General features: G+C 69.1%; 16 protein-coding genes. 12 read left to right on the top strand and 4 right to left on the bottom strand.

Translation table 11 applies throughout. The features are described 5' to 3' along the window. The first annotated feature begins 167 nt into the window (after window positions 1-167). The 3 genes from H5399_RS10800 to H5399_RS10790 all read left to right on the top strand — a co-directional run bounded on the left by H5399_RS10800 (window position 168) and on the right by H5399_RS10790 (window position 2,677). A complete protein-coding gene (locus tag H5399_RS10800) occupies window positions 168-953 on the top strand; it encodes an ABC transporter ATP-binding protein (protein ID WP_182783030.1) in 786 nt (261 codons plus the stop codon). After that, window positions 950-1,426: an NfeD family protein gene (locus H5399_RS10795; protein ID WP_370585748.1), complete on the top strand. Its 477-nt coding sequence runs from the start codon at window positions 950-952 to the stop codon at window positions 1,424-1,426. The genes H5399_RS10800 and H5399_RS10795 overlap by 4 nt, the downstream gene beginning before the upstream one ends. Before the next feature lie 69 nt (window positions 1,427-1,495). Further along, on the top strand, window positions 1,496-2,677 hold the full coding sequence (locus H5399_RS10790) for an SPFH domain-containing protein (RefSeq protein ID WP_370585754.1): 1,182 nt from the start codon (window positions 1,496-1,498) through the stop codon (window positions 2,675-2,677). Here H5399_RS10790 and H5399_RS10785 read toward each other — a convergent pair. Next, complete coding sequence (locus tag H5399_RS10785) at window positions 2,668-3,624, bottom strand: bile acid:sodium symporter family protein (protein ID WP_182783028.1); 957 nt, start codon at window positions 3,622-3,624, stop codon at window positions 2,668-2,670. The two genes, H5399_RS10790 and H5399_RS10785, sit on opposite strands and share 10 nt — an antisense overlap. Continuing rightward, on the bottom strand, window positions 3,621-5,342 hold the full coding sequence (locus tag H5399_RS10780; RefSeq protein ID WP_182783027.1) for a chorismate-binding protein: 1,722 nt from the start codon (window positions 5,340-5,342) through the stop codon (window positions 3,621-3,623). The genes H5399_RS10785 and H5399_RS10780 overlap by 4 nt, the downstream gene beginning before the upstream one ends. Here H5399_RS10780 and H5399_RS10775 point away from each other — a divergent pair. Next, window positions 5,341-6,192, top strand: a complete 852-nt coding sequence (locus tag H5399_RS10775; protein WP_182783026.1) for an RNA methyltransferase — start codon at window positions 5,341-5,343, stop codon at window positions 6,190-6,192. The two genes, H5399_RS10780 and H5399_RS10775, sit on opposite strands and share 2 nt — an antisense overlap. An 11-nt stretch (window positions 6,193-6,203) precedes the next feature. On the opposite strand, the gene def is transcribed toward H5399_RS10775, so the two are convergent. Beyond that, a complete protein-coding gene (gene def, locus H5399_RS10770) occupies window positions 6,204-6,821 on the bottom strand; it encodes a peptide deformylase (RefSeq protein WP_182783025.1) in 618 nt (205 codons plus the stop codon). Between the two features lie 101 nt (window positions 6,822-6,922). On the opposite strand from def, the gene H5399_RS10765 reads away from it, so the two are divergent. Further along, window positions 6,923-7,828: a tyrosine recombinase XerC gene (locus H5399_RS10765; RefSeq protein WP_220490947.1), complete on the top strand. Its 906-nt coding sequence runs from the start codon at window positions 6,923-6,925 to the stop codon at window positions 7,826-7,828. Window positions 7,829-7,851: 23 nt separating this feature from the next. Here H5399_RS10765 and H5399_RS10760 read toward each other — a convergent pair whose 3' ends face one another. Continuing rightward, a complete protein-coding gene (locus tag H5399_RS10760) occupies window positions 7,852-8,766 on the bottom strand; it encodes a M23 family metallopeptidase (RefSeq protein WP_182783023.1) in 915 nt (304 codons plus the stop codon). 287 nt (window positions 8,767-9,053) lie between these two features. On the opposite strand from H5399_RS10760, the gene rpsB reads away from it, so the two are divergent. From rpsB to gdhA, 7 genes are all read left to right on the top strand, one after another. Next, on the top strand, window positions 9,054-9,995 hold the full coding sequence (gene rpsB / locus H5399_RS10755; RefSeq protein ID WP_182783022.1) for a 30S ribosomal protein S2: 942 nt from the start codon (window positions 9,054-9,056) through the stop codon (window positions 9,993-9,995). A gap of 30 nt (window positions 9,996-10,025) precedes the next feature. Continuing rightward, complete coding sequence (gene tsf, locus H5399_RS10750) at window positions 10,026-10,835, top strand: translation elongation factor Ts (RefSeq protein WP_182783021.1); 810 nt, start codon at window positions 10,026-10,028, stop codon at window positions 10,833-10,835. A gap of 108 nt (window positions 10,836-10,943) precedes the next feature. Beyond that, on the top strand, window positions 10,944-11,651 hold the full coding sequence (gene pyrH / locus H5399_RS10745; RefSeq protein WP_182783020.1) for a UMP kinase: 708 nt from the start codon (window positions 10,944-10,946) through the stop codon (window positions 11,649-11,651). Window positions 11,652-11,679: 28 nt separating this feature from the next. Continuing rightward, window positions 11,680-12,237, top strand: a complete 558-nt coding sequence (frr, locus tag H5399_RS10740) for a ribosome recycling factor (protein WP_182783019.1) — start codon at window positions 11,680-11,682, stop codon at window positions 12,235-12,237. Next, complete coding sequence (locus tag H5399_RS10735) at window positions 12,237-13,097, top strand: phosphatidate cytidylyltransferase (protein ID WP_182783018.1); 861 nt, start codon at window positions 12,237-12,239, stop codon at window positions 13,095-13,097. Before frr ends, H5399_RS10735 begins: the two co-directional genes overlap by 1 nt. A gap of 25 nt (window positions 13,098-13,122) precedes the next feature. After that, a complete protein-coding gene (rlmN, locus tag H5399_RS10730) occupies window positions 13,123-14,244 on the top strand; it encodes a 23S rRNA (adenine(2503)-C(2))-methyltransferase RlmN (RefSeq protein ID WP_182783017.1) in 1,122 nt (373 codons plus the stop codon). Between the two features lie 85 nt (window positions 14,245-14,329). Beyond that, window positions 14,330-15,670, top strand: coding sequence for an NADP-specific glutamate dehydrogenase (gdhA, locus tag H5399_RS10725; protein ID WP_182783016.1), 1,341 nt, complete (start codon window positions 14,330-14,332; stop codon window positions 15,668-15,670). Window positions 15,671-15,700: the final 30 nt, after the last annotated feature.

The following is a 15,700-nucleotide window of genomic DNA, read 5'->3' as shown; positions in this document are numbered from 1 at the left end:
GGGTGGTGCGGGCCGGTCCCGCCCGTGACTCCGGGGGTGGCCCAAGCGCCTGCCCCTTCGCACATGCCCGACCAACCCGGCCCGGCCCGCACCCCCACCTCCCAGCGCGTTTCATCGTCCGCCCGGCCTGCAGTCACCCGCTGGCGGCGTCCGGTAGGTTGGGTGGCATGGCAGCGGTGGCAGAACTAGCGGGCGTGACGATCAAGCGTGGCGGGGCCACCCTCCTCGACGATGTGAGCCTCGTGATCGGCGAGGCGCAGCGCTGGGTGGTCATCGGCCCCAACGGCGCCGGGAAGACCACGCTGCTCCAGCTCCTGTCGGCCCAGCTGTACCCCAGCGACGGCATCGTCGGCATCCTCGGGGAGGTGGTGGGCACCGTCGACGTGTTCGAGCTTCGGCCCCGCATCGGGCTCACGTCCTCCGCGCTCGCGGACCGGATCCCCGCCGACGAGCGGGTCAGCGACGTGGTGCTCTCGGCCGCCTACGCCATCGTCGGCCGGTGGCGCGAGGAGTACGACGAGTACGACGTGGCCCAGGCGGACCACCTGCTGTCGTCGATGCGCGTCGCCCACCTTCGTGAGCGCACGTTCGGCACCCTCAGCGAGGGCGAGCGCAAGCGGGTGCAGATCGCCCGGGCGCTGATGACGGACCCCGAGCTGCTGCTGTTGGACGAGCCCGCTGGCGGCCTGGATCTCGCCGGGCGGGAGGCGCTGGTGGACACCTTGTCCGCCCTCTGCGTGGACCCCGACTCCCCGGCGACGGTGCTGGTCACCCACCACGTGGAGGAGATCCCGCAGGGTGTCACGCACTGCCTCCTGATGCGCGACGGGCGCATCGTGGCCGACGGGCCGATCAGCTCCACGCTCACCGACGAAAACCTCAGCCGCACCTTCGACATGCCGCTGCGCGTCACCCACGACGGCGGACGCTGGAGCGCGAGGAGCCGCATGTGAACGAGTGGCTGGAATGGATCCGGACCAACCTGTGGGCAGGCTGGGGCATTCTGGCCGCCCTCCTCGCCGCGGCCGAGCTCCTCACCATGGACCTCACCCTCCTCATGCTCGCCTCGGGGGCGGTGATGGGCGGCGTCACCGCGCTGATCTTTCCCGGTCTCGTCTGGCTGCAGGTCCTCGTCGCGCTCACCACCGCCGTCCTCACCCTGTTCGTGCTGCGCCCCACCCTCCTCGAACGCGTCCGGCGGGCCCCCGGCTACCGTTCCTCGCTGGACAAGCTGGTGGGGGCATCTGGACGCTCGCAGGGAGAGATCACCGGCAGCCGGGGCGAGGTGAAGGTCGAGGGTCAGATCTGGGAGGCGCGCTCCTTCGACCCGAACGTCGTGATCGGCCCCGACGAGGACGTCGAGGTGTTCGGCCTCGACGGCATCACGCTCATCGTCTATCCCACCCATCGTCAGCTCGGCAGCTAACCTCCTAGGAGAAAAACCATGCCCGACATCACTCTCTGGGTACTCATCGCACTCGTCATCCTCATCGTCATGACGCTGGCGGCCACACTCAAGATCATCCGGCAGCAGAAGGTTGCGCTGGTCGAACGGCTGGGCAAGTTCCGCAAGGCGCTTGAGCCGGGCCCCCACCTCGTCGTCCCGTTCTTCGACCAGGTCCGCTACGTGCTGGACATGCGCGAGGAGGTGGTGCCGTTCCCGCCGCAGGGCGTCATCACCGAGGACAACCTGATGGTCTCCATCGACTCGGTCATCTACTTCCAGATCGTCGATCCGGTGCGCGCCGCCTACGAGGCGCAGAACTACCGCGCCGCCATCGAACAGCTCACCATGACCACGCTGCGCAACATCATCGGCGGCATGGACCTCGAGGCCGCGCTGACCTCACGCGAGGAGATCAACCAGCGGCTTCGTGCCGTGCTCGACGAGGCCACCGGCAAGTGGGGCATCAAGGTCAACCGGGTGGAGCTGCGCGCCATCGAGCCGCCGCCCACCATCCGTGACGCGATGGAGAAGGGCGCCCGCGCCGAGCGCGACAAGAGGGCCTCCATCCTCATCGCCGAAGGGCAGCGTCAGTCTCAGATCCTGTCTGCGGGTGGCGACAGGGAGGCGGCGATCCTGCGCGCACAGGGCGACCGTGAAGCCGCTGTGCTGCGTGCCCAGGCCGACAGGCAGGCGCAGATGCTGCACGCCGAGGGTGAGGCGCAGGCCATCACCAAGGTGTTCAACGCCATTCACGCCGCAGAACCCGATCAGGCGCTGCTGGCCTACCAGTACATGCAGATGCTGCCGAAGCTCGCCAAGGGCGATTCGAACAAGGTGTGGGTCATCCCCAGCGAGCTCAACGATGCCCTCAAGGGCCTGGGCCAGGTGGCCGAGACTGGCGGGGTCCGCGACTACGTGTCTCAGGCCGCGCAGAAGTTCGAGGCACCCGAGATGGTGGACGTGCAGGCGGAGATCGAGGAACAGGCCGTGCGTGATCGTCAGCGTTCCAACGCCACCGTCGAGCAGGCGATCGCCGATGCGCAGGCCCTTGATGCGGGGCGCGCCGCGTCGAGGCGGGCGCACATCAGCACCACGCCCAGATCGTTGGCGCCCTCCGGTGAGGAACCGCTGTCCATCGGGGACGGTAACTCGTCCTCCTCACCCCAGCCGTCCTCTTCACCCCAGCAGGCCGGCGAGGAGCAGTCCAGCCCGTGGGGGCCTCAGTCCTGAGCCTCGCGCAGCCTCGTGGCCAGCACCGAGCTGGCCAGCAGTTGCGCCTGGTGGTACAGCATGAGCGGGATCACCAGCACACCGACGGTGGCGCCGGGGAAGAGCACGCTGGCCATGGGCACGCCCGTGGCCAGCGACTTCTTGGTGCCGCAGAACATGAGCGCGATCCGGTCCTCGCGCGGGAAGCCGAGCCACCCGCCCAGCGCCCACGTGTAGGAGAACATCAGGGCCAGGAGTGCCAGCGCAAGGGGAACCAGCAGCAGGAGTTCGGTGAGCGCCAGCTGCTGCCAGACGCCGGAGACGCGCAGTTCGGAGAAGGCGCCGTAGACGATCAGCATGATCACCGCCTGGTCCAGGAACTTGAGGCGCGCCTTGTGCCGGGCCATGAATCCGGCCGTCACCACCCGCGACAGCTGCCCCAGCACGAAGGGCAGCAAGAGCTGCACCACCACGCCCCACACCTGCTCGAAGCCGATCGATCCGCCGCTGGCTGTGGGGATGAACACGATGGCCAGCAGCGGGGTGATCACCACCCCCAGGACGTTCGAGGCCGTCGCCGACACCATGGCGGCGGCCACGTTGCCGCCGGCCAGCGAGGTGAAGGTGATCGACGACTGCACAGTCGAGGGCACCAGGCACAGGAAAATCAGCCCAACCCGGATGGGGGCCGACAACACGGCGTCGGGGATGGCCAGCACGGGGACCGCCAACAGCGGGAAGACGACGAACGTGGTGCTGAGGATGGCCAGGTGCAGCCTCCAGTTCTTCAACCCCGATCGGGTCTCGGCAGCGGACAGCCGCGCGCCGTAGCCGAAGAAGAGCACGAAGACGCCCACCCGGGTGACCAGGTCCAGGATCTCGGCGGGACGCCCGCTCACCGGCAGCAGCAGGCCGAGGGCCAAGGTGCCGAGGATGATCACGAGGATGGGGTCGACCTTCAGTTTCACGGACTCTCCTCCAGACGGGCCGCCACGATCCCGCGCACGGCGTTGGTGACGGCGATGGCGTCGGCCCGGCGGAGTTCCGCCAAAGTCAGGGGGTACTCCGCCACAGACCCTGCTCCGAGCAGCGCGGGGTCGGAGAGAACCGCCGAGCGTTGGACGCCGTCGAGAATTCCCAGGTCGAGCGGCGGGGTGACCCAACGGCCGTCGAGGAGAGCGAACACTGATGTGCGTCCCCCTTCCAGGATGCGGCCATGGGCGTCGAAACCGATGGTGTCGAAGGCCCCCGCCGCGGAGGCCGCACGCACGGCGTCGTCGTAGAGTCCGCGCGCCGAGGTCTTGTACCTGGCCAGCGGCCCGGGGACCCACGGCGCTTCGGCCAGCCTGAGCCGCACCTGGGAGAGCGGGGGCTCCAGCGGGGTCCGGGTCACCGACGCCGCGCCCGTGGGGGCCACGTCGATGGCCACCCGCCACGCACCGGTTGGAGTGTCGCGGACGGCCGCCTCCACCACCGCCTCGACGGGGCCGAAGCCCAGCTCTCGGGCCGAGGCGGTCAGCCGTGCCTGATGCCTGGTGCCGAGCGGCGCGACGCCATCGACCACGCGCAGGGTCTCCTTCAATGTCACGGTGGGTCTCAGGCCGGTGGCGAAGGCGGCCTTCGCGAGGCACTCGGCCCACTCGCCGTCAGGGGTGCTGTCCGCGACCACCCCGGAGCCGATGCCGAGCCGCACCCTGCCCTCGCCGTCGACCTCCAGGGTGCGGATGGCGATGCTGAGGTTCATGGCCCAGCCCAGTTCGTCGGTGGCAGGATCGATCAGGCCGAGGCTACCGGTGTAGAGCCCGCGACCGTCCCGCTCAGCGCGGCGGATGAGGCGCATGCTGGCCAGCTTGGGCGCCCCGGTGATCGACCCGCAGGGGAAGGTGGCGGCGAGGAGGTCCGCCGGCGTCGTGCCGGGGACCAGGCGGCCGCTGACCGTGCTGGTCATCTGCCACAGGTCACCGACCCGCTCCACCTCGAACAACCTTGACACCGCCACTGTTCCGGGCACCGCGACGCGGCTGAGGTCGTTGCGGAGGAGGTCGACGATCATCAGGTTCTCTGCCCGGTTCTTGGGGTCCTCGCGCAGGGCGACGGGGTCCGTCCAGGCCGGCGCCGTGCCCTTCATCGGCCTGGCCACCGCCGAACCATCGGCCACGCGGATGAACAACTCGGGGGAGAGGCTGAGCGTCCAGGGCGCCGCCGGCGCGGGAAGGCGCGCCAGTGCCCCGTACGCGGCCGGCTGCCGCCGGCGCAGCCTGGCGTAGAGGGCCATCGGGTCGCCGACGAGGCGTCCGGTGACCTGATGCGTGTAGTTGATCTGATAGCTGGTGCCGGCGGCGATGACCTCCTGGAGGTCCGCCACCGCCACTCCGAAGTGTGCGCGGTCCACGTCGTGGGCAACATCGGCCAGCCATGCGTGGCCATCGTCGGGCAGCACGTCGACGGGGTCCGCGGCCGCCCGATCCTGGAACCAGTAGACAGCGCCCGGCGCGGTGTCCCGGAGCCCGGCGTGTGCCTCGCCCAGGTCGTAGGGGAGCCAGGCGAAGGCGTGCAGCCCTTCCGCCCAGCCGTGGCGCAGCGTCTCGTCGAGGCTCTCCAGCGTGACCGGGTCCACCCGACGGAGTCCGGTGAGGAGGGTCGCGCTGCCCCGACGGGCGTCGTCGAGCAGCACGAACGGGTCCATGGCGCACAAGGCTATCCCGATCGGCCTCCCCGGGGTCGGGCGGTATCGTCGGGCCGTGCTGATCGACGTGACCGACCCCGCCGACGAACGGCTCTTGGACTTCGCGGGCCTCCGTGACGCCCAGTTGAGGCGCTCCGATGAGAGGCGATTCATCGCCGAGGGCGTCAAGATCATCGAGCGGGCCTTCGCTGCCGGGTGCCGCCCCCGGTCACTCCTGGTGCAGCCGAGATGGTTGCCGGGCGTGGAGCCGCTGTTGGAGCGCTGGCCAGAGGTGCCGGTCTACGTGTCGACGGAGGCGCTCATCGAGAGGATCAGCGGCTTCCACGTCCACAGGGGAGCGCTCGGCTCCTTCGACCGCCCGGCGGAGGCGTCATGGGAGCAGATCGCCGGGTCCCGGCGCGTCATCGTGTGCGAGGAGATCGTCGATCACGCCAACATCGGCGCAATCATCAGGGTGGCGGCCGGGCTCGGCTGGGACGCGGTCATCGTCTCCCCAGGCAGTGCCGACCCGCTCTACCGGCGGGCGATCAAGGCCTCGATGGGAGCGTCGCTCGCGCTGCCGTGGCGCCGGATGGACTCCGATGCGGACCTCATCGGCCTCCGCGAGGCCGGCTTCTCGCTCGTCGCCTCGACGCTGTCGACCGCTGCTGTGGACCTGGCCGAGTTCGAGACGCCCGAGAGGGTGGCCCTCCTGCTCGGCACCGAGGGCCGCGGCCTGAGCGACGCGTGGCAGGCCGCCGCGGATCACCACGTGACCATTCCCATGGCCCAGGGCGTGGACTCGTTGAACGTGGCCGCGGCCGCCGCGATCCTGGCCTACGGACTGCGCCCGGGCGTCCAGTCCCGGTGAAGGGGAAGAGCTCAGGTCCGCGGGGGCTCAGTCTCTCCGACAGGAGTGGCGTGGGCGGCCTTCGGGGAGATCGGCCAGTCATCCGGATAGCGCCAGGCCAACTCGGCCACCTTGCGGTCCAGCTGCCTGCGGGAGCGCGCGGAGAGGCGATCGCCGAAGACCGTTCCGTTGAGGTGATCGGTCTCGTGCTGGAGACAGCGGGCGAGCAGACCCGTGCCCTCCACGACGATCTCGTTGCCCCACGGGTCCTGACCGACGCAACGGGCCTTGTCCGGCCGCGCCAGCATGGCGTAGCCGCCTGGGAACGAGAGGCAGCCCTCGTCCGCTGCGTCCAGCTGGCGGTCGCTTCCCTCGGGCATGGTGACCACCGGGTTGCACACGACGCCGGTCTGGAGCCGGTCGTCGCCGTCTGGGCATTCGTAGATGAACACGGCGAGCCCCACTCCCACCTGGGTGGCGGCCAGGCCCACGCCCTCCGAGGCGCGCATGGTGGCGAACATGTCACGGATGAGCGTGTGCAGCTCCTCGCCGAACTCGATCACCGGCTCGGTTCTGGCGTGCATGACGGGGGTTCCCCACCTGGTCATCGGGCGGACGGAGCCGCCCTGGGTGAGATCGTCCTGCGCCATGTGTCCTCCAGCAGTGCTCGTCCACGCTCTTTCGGGTGCCCAGTATGCCGCACGGGTGTCGTGCTGCGCCCCCGCGTGCGCGGTGCGCGACACTGACAGGTATGGAGCTTCCCCCGGGGTGGTCCGCCCTGCTGGACGAGTACTCGGCGCACCTTCGCGCCGAGCGTGGCCTGTCGCCCCACACGGTGCGCGCCTACCGCACTGATCTGGCCGATCTGGCCCGCTTCGTCGACGTCGAGGTGGGCCGCGTCACCCTCGGGCGGCTCCGTGGGTGGCTCGCCCGGATGACCGACGATGGGGCCGCGACCGCCACAGTGCAGCGCCGGGTGGCGTGCGCGCGGGGTTTCTTCGCCTGGGCGCAGCACGAGGTGCCCGTGGCGATGAATCCCGCCGCGCGGCTCCGAGCGCCGAAGCGGAGGCAGCTGCTGCCGACCGTGCTGCCTGTGGGTGCCGTGGAGGCGGGCATCCTCGGGGCGGAGGCGCGCGTAGGCGGGGAGGATTCTCCGCTCGCGAGAAGGGATCTCGCGCTGGTGGAGGTCCTCTACTCCAGCGGCCTGCGCGTCTCGGAGGCGTGCGGCCTGTTGCTGCGCGACGTCGACCGGGAGCGTCAATCCCTGAGCGTGCTGGGCAAGGGCGGCAAGCAGCGCACAGTGCCGGTGGGGCTGCCCGCCCTCCGCGCGATCGACTCCTGGCTCGACCTGCGTCCGCAGCTGGCACGGGTGGGCAGCCCGGAGACCGTGTTCCTGGGCGCAAGGGGCGGGGCGCTGGATCCGCGGGTGGCCCGCAGGGTGGTCCATGACCTCACCTCGGCCGCCGGCCCAGGGATGGACGTGGGACCCCACGGGCTCCGCCACGCGATGGCCACCCACCTCATCGAGGGCGGAGCTGACCTGCGCAGCGTGCAGGAGATGCTGGGCCACGCGTCGGTGGCCACCACCCAGATCTACACACATGTCACCTCCGAGCGCCTCCGCGACGCCTTCCGTCAGGCGCATCCGCGCGCCTGACTCATGGCGGGCCGGTGAGCCGGTCACCCACCGGAGCCGGAGCGCAATGTAAGCGGATCGGTCAGGCTGCCGTTCAGCCACGCCATCCAGTGCAGGTGACACCCGGTGGAGAGTCCGGTGTTGCCGACGCGCCCGATGCGCGCCCCGGCGGCCACCTGCTGGCCCTCACGCACCTCCAGCCCCGGCAGGTGGGTGTACGACATGGTCAGCCCTCCTCCGTGATCGATCCTGACCCGGTAGCCGTAGGCCACGTGGAAGGACGCGTCCACCACCACGCCGCCGCTGGGGGCGTTGACAGGGGTGCCGCAGGAGGCGGCCAGGTCCACGCCGTCGTGCAGCTTGACCACGCCCGTGACGGGATGGCGGCGCATCCCGAACGGAGACGACACGGGCCCGTCCACGGGCAGGGTCCCGACGGTGCTGGCACGGGCCGCGGGGAGCTCCGGCATCGGCCTGGGCTCCGAACCGGCGGGCAGCAGCCTGACCACCGCAGTCTCGAGGTAGAGCAGAGGGTCGAGGTAGCGTTCGCCGTCGGTCAGTCCCCAGTGCAGGCACGATTCCCCGTCGCAATGCCCGGAGGCGAGCGTGCCGATGCGGTTCCCGGCGGCGACCACCTCGCCCTCGCCCACCCCTGGGGTGACCGGTTGGTACGTGGTCCGCCAGCCGTTCCCATGGTCGATGGAGACCGTGCCGCGGCCGGCCACGAAGCCCGAGAAGTGCACGCGCCCAGCCGCCGCGGCCCTCACAGCCGTCCCAGCCGTGCCTGCCAGGTCCACCCCGCGATGACCGGCAGCGTAGGGCGATGCGGGCGCGTCGAAGCCGCGGACGAGGCGTCCCTGAACCGGAGGCTCCAGGAGCAGGCCGGCAGCAGCGGCCGCGGGGGAGACGCAGGTGAGCAGCACGGCGAACAGGGCGAAGGAGACCAGAAGTGGGCGCATGTCTTCTTGTTCGTCAGCGGTCGCCCCGATCTCCCGCCGGCGCTGCCGGCTGTGGACAGGTGCGTTTGTCGCGGTTGGACGCACCCGTCTAAGATGACCCTGCAACCTCTGGGTTGACATCGCATGCGCCGCGCGGGGGACCGCCGGTGGCCGCGTGGTCCCGATCTCCGGAGCGGGTGCGGCGCCGGGCGCATCAGGCATTGGCCCCGCTGGGGTCATCGTAACCACCGTGGGCCTCGGCCCACCGAAGTCAGGCGGGGCGGAGCCCTGCCGCGAAAGGACCGGCCATGGCCGTCGTCTCCACCCGCCAGCTGCTCGAGTCGGGCGTTCACTTCGGGCACCAGACCCGTCGTTGGAACCCCAAGATGAAGCGATTCATCTTCACCGAGCGCAACGGCATCTACATCATCGACCTCCAGCTCTCGCTGAGCTACATCGACAAGGCGTACCACTTCGTCAAGTCCACCGTGGCCCGCGGCGGCCAGGTGCTCTTCGTCGGCACCAAGAAGCAGGCCCAGGAGGCCATCGCCGAGCAGGCCACCCGCGTCGGCATGCCGTACGTGAACCAGCGCTGGCTGGGCGGCATGCTCACCAACTTCCACACGGTCACCAAGCGCATCCAGCGCCTGAAGGAGCTGGAGGGCATGGACTTCGCCGACGTCCCCGGCTCCGGGCTCACGAAGAAGGAGCTCCTGCAGCTCGAGCGCGAGAAGATCAAGCTGGACAAGACCCTCGGCGGCATCCGCGACATGGCCAAGACCCCGCAGGCGGTCTGGATCGTGGACACCAAGAAGGAGCACCTCGCCGTCGACGAGGCCCGCAAGCTGCACATCCCCGTGGTGGGCATCCTGGACACCAACTGCGATCCCGATGAGGTGGACTTCGCGGTGCCGGGCAACGACGACGCCATCCGTTCCGTCGCGCTGCTGACCCGCATCATCGCCGACGCCGTCGCCGAGGGCCTCATCGAGCGCTCCGCCGGCCGCAGTGGCGAGCAGGTCGCCGCAGAGCCGATGCCTGACTGGGAGCTGGAGCTCCTCGGCGCCGAGGCCACCCCGGCGGAGGCCCCCGTCGTCGAAGCGGAGGTCGCCGCCCCCGCAGTCGAGGAAGCCCCCGCAGCCGAGGCCGCCCCGGCCGTTGAGGCTGAGGCTGCCCCCGTCGTCGAGTCCGAGGCCCCTGCCGTCGACGCCGAGGCTCCCGCCTCTGACGACACCACCGCCGCCAACTGATCCACACCAACAAGACGGGAAACACCACTCATGGCAATTGCTGCCGCTGACGTGAAGAAGCTCCGCGACGCCACCGGCGCGGGGATGATGGACGCGAAGAGGGCCCTCACCGAGGCCGAGGGCGACTTCGAGAAGGCCATCGAGTTGCTGCGCATCTCCGGCCTGGCGAAGGCCGCCAAGCGGGCAGACCGCGAGGCCACCAACGGCATCGTCGCAGGCCGCGACGGGGCACTCATCCAGTTCGCCTCCGAGACCGATTTCGTCGCCAAGAACGCCGAGTTCGTCTCCCTCGCCGACGACATCCTCTCCGCTGTCCTCACCTCCGGTGCCACGGACGTCGCCTCCACCAACGATGCGTCCCTCGCATCGGGCGCCAAGGTCCTGGACGCGGTCCAGGAGTTGGGTGCCAAGATCGGAGAGAACCTCTCCGTGGTCAATGCGGCCAACTTCGACGGCGCCACCCACCTGTACCTGCACCGCCGTGCCGCGGATCTGCCTCCGCAGGTCGGCGTCCTGGTCGAGTACCAGGGCGACGAGGCGCTCGCGCACCAGGTCGCGATGCAGATCGCCGCCATGTCGCCCCAATGGGTCACCCGCGACGAGGTGCCGGCGGATGTCGTCGAGAACGAGCGGCGGATCGCCGAGGCCACCGCGAAGGAGGAGGGCAAGCCCGAGGGTGCCCTCCCGCGGATCGTCGAGGGTCGCGTCGGTGGCTTCTTCAAGGACGTCGTCCTGGTCGACCAGGCTGCCGTGTGGGAGGACAAGAAGTCCGTCGGTGACGCGCTCAAGGCCGGCAACACCGAGATCGTGCGTTTCGTGCGGTTCGCGGTCGGCGCCTGACCCAGGACAAGCAGCCCGCTGCACAGTGAAGTAGAGTGACGTGCGCCGCGACCCGCTCGGGTCGCGGCGCACGCGCATGAGGCGACCCAACCAGAACGAGGAGGCCCAGTGGCTTATCGACGAGTCCTTCTGAAGCTGTCGGGGGAGGTGTTCGGTGGAGGAAAGCTCGGCGTGGATCCCATCGTGGTGGCCAACATCGCTGAGCAGATCGCTGAGGTGGTGCGTTCCGGCACCCAGGTGGCGGTGGTCGTCGGCGGCGGCAACTACTTCCGCGGCGCCGAGCTGTCGCAGAACGGGATGGCGCGGGACCGGGCGGACTACATGGGCATGCTCGGCACTGTGATGAACAGCATCGCGTTGCAGGACTTCTGCGAGAAGGCAGGCATCGAGACCCGCGTGCAGTCGGCGATCAACATGGCCCAGGTGGCGGAGCCCTACATTCCGAGGCGTGCCGAACGACACCTGGAGAAGGGGCGGCTGGTCATCTTCGGCGCCGGCTCCGGCATGCCCTACTTCTCGACCGACACGGTGGCCGCCCAGCGGGCCCTCGAGATCGGGGCGGAGGTGCTGCTGATGGGCAAGCAGGGCGTCGACGGCGTCTACAACAAGGATCCCAAGACCCACCCAGAGGCCACGAAGTTCGAACGCCTCTCCTACGACCAGTTCCTCATGGAGGACCTGAAGGTCGCGGACGCCACAGCCATTTCGCTGGCGCGCGACAACAACCTCAGTATCGTCTTCTTCAACCTCTCCACACCGGGCAACATCGGGCGAGTCGTCGCCGGGGAGCCGATCGGCACCCTGGTCTCGCGCTAGCCACCTCAGTCACCTCAGGAGCACTGTCATGATCGTCGAAACCCAGAACGACGCGTCCACCAGGATGCAGCACGCCGTGGACCACACCCGCGAGGACATGTCCACGATCCGCACGGGGCGGGCCCATCCCGCCATGTTCAGCAAGATCACCGCGGACTACTACGGAGCGCCCACGCCACTGCAGCAGCTGGCCAGCTTCACCTCACCTGACCCGCGCTCCATGGTGATCACCCCGTTCGACAGGAGCGCCATCGGCGCCATCGAGCGTGCCATCCGCGACGCGGACCTCGGCGTCAATCCCAGCAACGACGGCAACTCCGTGCGTATCCTCGTCCCCCAGCTGACTGAGGAGCGTCGCCGCGAGTACATCAAGATGGCCAAGGCCAAGGCCGAGGACGGCCGCATCGCGGTGCGCAACGTCCGTCGGCACGCTATGGACCATCTGAAGAAGGCCCAGAAGGACGGCGAGATCAGCGAGGACGACCTGGCGCGCGCCGAGAAGGCGCTCGACGCCACCACGAAGAAGTTCGTCGAGAGCATCGACGAGCTGTTCAAGCACAAGGAAGCTGAGCTGCTCGAGGTCTGATGACCACCAGCGACAACCAGACTCGCACCCCGAAGGCGGGCCGGGACCTCCCGGTGGCCATTGGGGTGGGCGTCGCGTTGTTCGTGTCCTTCGCGGTGGGGCTCATCTGGTTCCCCTGGCTGTTCATCGGGCTGGTCGCCGTCGGGCTGAGCGCGGCGGCCGTGGAGGTTCATCGGGCGCTCCTGAGGAAGGGGATGCGCGCCGAGATCCTGCCCATCGTGGCGGGAACCGCCCTCAGCGTGATCGGTGGCTACCTCGCGGCCGTCACTGACATGCGGGTGACCCCGACGTCGTTCGTCATCATCTGCCTGGGCGCCACCACCATCGTCGCGCTGGCGTCTCGCCTGTTCCGCGGTGCCGAGGGATTCATCCGCGACGTCGCGGCCAGCGCCCTGGTGATCGCCTACATCCCGTTGCTCGGCATGTTCGTGCCGCTCCTGATGGCGGCGCCGGATGGCCAGCTGAGGATCCTCACCGTCATCGCGTGCGTCGTCGCCTCAGATACCGGTGCCTACGCAGTGGGCTCCCTCATCGGACGGCACAAGCTCGCCCCGCACATCAGCCCGGGCAAGACCTGGGAGGGCCTGGTGGGCGGCGTCGCGGTGACCACCGCCGTGGCCGTCCTCGCCTCGGTGTTCCTCCTCGGAGCGCCGTGGTGGGTCGGTGTCCCGCTCGGGGTTCTGGTGAGCCTGGCAGCCACCACTGGTGACCTCGTCGAGTCCCTGCTCAAGCGGGACGCCGGAATCAAGGACATGTCCAACTTCCTCCCCGGCCACGGGGGTGTCATGGATCGTCTGGACTCGATGCTCGTGGCCGTCCCCGTCGGCTGGCTCGTCCTCCATCTCGCCCTCGGCGGCTGAGCTCTCTCCATCGAAAAGGTGACCAATGTCCGGAACACAGCTGCCCATCGTCTTCGATGCGCCCGCCAGGGGTAAGGCGCCCAAGCACTGGCTGGATCTGAGCGTCGATGAGCGGATCGACGCCACCCAGAGGCTCGGCCTGCCCAAGTTCCGTGCCAACCAGATCTCGCGGCACCTCTTCGACAGGCTCGAAGACAGCGTGGCCGGCTTCTCCGACATCCCGGCCTCCATCCGCGACGACCTGGGGGAGCAGCTCTTCCCGCGCCTGCTCGAGCAGGTGACCCAGCGCACCGCGGACCGCGGCACCACCGTCAAGACCCTCTGGCGCCTGCACGACGGCTCCCTCCTCGAGTCGGTGCTCATGCGCTACCCAGGCCGATCGACGCTGTGCATCTCGTCGCAGGCGGGCTGCGGGATGGCCTGCCCCTTCTGCGCCACGGGTCAGGGTGGCCTGCAGCGCAACCTGAGCCAGGCGGAGATCACGGTGCAGGCTCTGGCGGCCAACCAGATGCTGGCATCCGGCGCGGTGCCCGGTGCGTCGGGGCGCCTCAACAACATCGTGTTCATGGGCATGGGGGAGCCGCTGGCCAACTACAAGGCGGTGCTGGGGTCCATCCGCACCCTCCTCGCGCCCAGCCCGGACGGATTCGGGATGAGCGCGCGCGGCATCACGGTCTCCACCGTCGGCCTGGTCCCGAAGATCCAGCAGCTGACCACCGAAGGGCTACCCCTCACCTTGGCGGTCTCCCTGCACGCCCCGGACGACGAGCTGCGTGACGAGATCGTGCCCATCAACACCCGATGGAAGGTGGGCGAGGTGGTGGACGCCGCGTGGGAGTACGCGCGCACCACAAAGCGGCGCGTGTCGATCGAGTACGCGCTGATGCGCGACATCAACGATTCCGTGGCGCGGGCTGACCTGCTCGCGACGCTGCTGAAGAAGCGCGGCGACTGGGGCTGGGTGCACGTCAACCTCATCCCGCTCAATCCCACCCCGGGCTCGAAGTGGACGGCCTCCCGCAAGGAGGACGAGCGGGCCTTCATGCAGACCTTGGAGCGACGGGGCGTCCCGGTCACCCTCCGCGACACCCGCGGCTCCGAGATCGACGGCGCCTGCGGCCAGCTGGCCGCCTCCGTGTCCCAGTAGCCCGATCCAGATGTAGGACCCGCCTGCACACGCAGCCGGGCAGGTAGCTACTATCGTCCCGCTGACTCAATCCGAAGGAGTATCGATGGAGCAACAACTGGAGGGCGTCTTCCAGAGTGTCGTGGCCCGCAACCCCGGGGAGGCCGAGTTCCATCAGGCCGTCCGCGAGGTCTTCGAGAGCCTCGAGCCCGTCATCAAGCGGCACCCCGAATACATCGACTCCAAGATCCTCGAGCGCATCTGTGAGCCCGAGCGCCAGATCATCTTCCGCGTCCCGTGGATGGATGACAAGGGCGAGGTGCACGTCAACCGCGGCTTCCGCGTGGAGTTCAACTCCGCACTCGGCCCCTACAAGGGCGGCCTCCGCTTCCACCCGAGCGTCTACCTCGGCGTGATCAAGTTCCTGGGCTTTGAGCAGATCTTCAAGAACTCCCTGACCGGGCTGCCCATCGGCGGCGGTAAGGGCGGCTCCGACTTCGACCCGCGCGGCAGGACCGACGCCGAGGTCATGCGCTTCTGCCAGTCTTTCATCACGGAGCTGTACCGCCACCTGGGCGAGTACACCGACGTCCCCGCCGGAGACATCGGCGTCGGCGGTCGCGAGATCGGCTACATGTTCGGCCAGTACAAGCGCATCACCAACCGTTACGAGTCGGGCGTCCTGACCGGCAAGGGCATCGCCTGGGGCGGGTCGCTCGTGCGCACCGAGGCCACCGGCTACGGCACCGTGGTCTTCGCCGACGAGATGCTCAAGACACGCGGTGAATCGTTCGACGGCAAGAAGGTCAGCGTCTCCGGCTCCGGCAACGTGGCCATCTACGCCATCGAGAAGGTCCACCAGCTCGGCGGCACGGTGATCACGTTCTCCGATTCGACGGGCTACGTCATCGACGAGGCGGGCGTTGACCTTGACCTGCTCAAGCAGATCAAGGAGGTCGAGCGCGGCCGCGTCAGCGACTACGCCGAGCGCCGCTCCTCCGCGAGCTATCACTCCAACGGCAGTTCCATCTGGGACGTGCCCGTGGATGTCGCCCTGCCGTCGGCCACGCAGAACGAGCTGAACGGCGACCACGCCGCCACGCTCGTCCGCAACGGCGTCATCGCCGTCGCTGAGGGCGCCAACATGCCCACCACCCCCGAGGGCATCAAGGTGTTCCAGGAGGCGAAAATCCTCTACGGTCCGGGCAAGGCGGCCAACGCCGGAGGCGTGGCCACCTCGGCGCTGGAGATGCAGCAGAACGCCTCCCGCGACTCCTGGAGTTTCGAGTACACCGAGGAGCGCCTGACTGCGATCATGCGCAACATCCACGACCTGTGTGCCGAGACGGCCGAATCCTACGGTTCGCCCGGAGACTATGTCGTGGGCGCCAACATCGCGGGCTTCGAGAGGGTCGCGTCGGCGATGCAGGCCTTCGGTCTGGTCTAGGGAACCACTGATCAATGCTGTTCTCGGTGA

It is taken from the genome of Tessaracoccus sp. MC1627 (assembly GCF_014164725.1).
In the GTDB taxonomy this organism is placed as follows: Bacteria; Actinomycetota; Actinomycetes; order Propionibacteriales; family Propionibacteriaceae; genus Arachnia.
Note: the sequence above shows the minus strand (reverse complement) of the source record. Positions and strands in the feature narration are given on the sequence as shown.

Bases quoted from the DNA above. Each gene is read 5' to 3' on its own strand.
- H5399_RS10800 (WP_182783030.1), top strand. From the start codon at position 168: ATGGCAGCGGTGGCAGAACTAGCGGGCGTGACGATCAAGCGTGGCGGG.
- H5399_RS10790 (WP_370585754.1), top strand. From the start codon at position 1,496: ATGACGCTGGCGGCCACACTCAAGATCATCCGGCAGCAGAAGGTTGCG.
- H5399_RS10775 (WP_182783026.1), top strand. From the start codon at position 5,341: ATGGCGCACAAGGCTATCCCGATCGGCCTCCCCGGGGTCGGGCGGTAT.
- H5399_RS10780 (WP_182783027.1), bottom strand. From the start codon at position 5,342: ATGGACCCGTTCGTGCTGCTCGACGACGCCCGTCGGGGCAGCGCGACC.
- def (WP_182783025.1), bottom strand. From the start codon at position 6,821: ATGGCGCAGGACGATCTCACCCAGGGCGGCTCCGTCCGCCCGATGACC.
- H5399_RS10765 (WP_220490947.1), top strand. From the start codon at position 6,923: ATGGAGCTTCCCCCGGGGTGGTCCGCCCTGCTGGACGAGTACTCGGCG.
- H5399_RS10760 (WP_182783023.1), bottom strand. From the start codon at position 8,766: ATGCGCCCACTTCTGGTCTCCTTCGCCCTGTTCGCCGTGCTGCTCACC.
- rpsB (WP_182783022.1), top strand. From the start codon at position 9,054: ATGGCCGTCGTCTCCACCCGCCAGCTGCTCGAGTCGGGCGTTCACTTC.
- tsf (WP_182783021.1), top strand. From the start codon at position 10,026: ATGGCAATTGCTGCCGCTGACGTGAAGAAGCTCCGCGACGCCACCGGC.
- frr (WP_182783019.1), top strand. From the start codon at position 11,680: ATGATCGTCGAAACCCAGAACGACGCGTCCACCAGGATGCAGCACGCC.
- H5399_RS10735 (WP_182783018.1), top strand. From the start codon at position 12,237: ATGACCACCAGCGACAACCAGACTCGCACCCCGAAGGCGGGCCGGGAC.
- rlmN (WP_182783017.1), top strand. From the start codon at position 13,123: ATGTCCGGAACACAGCTGCCCATCGTCTTCGATGCGCCCGCCAGGGGT.
- gdhA (WP_182783016.1), top strand. From the start codon at position 14,330: ATGGAGCAACAACTGGAGGGCGTCTTCCAGAGTGTCGTGGCCCGCAAC.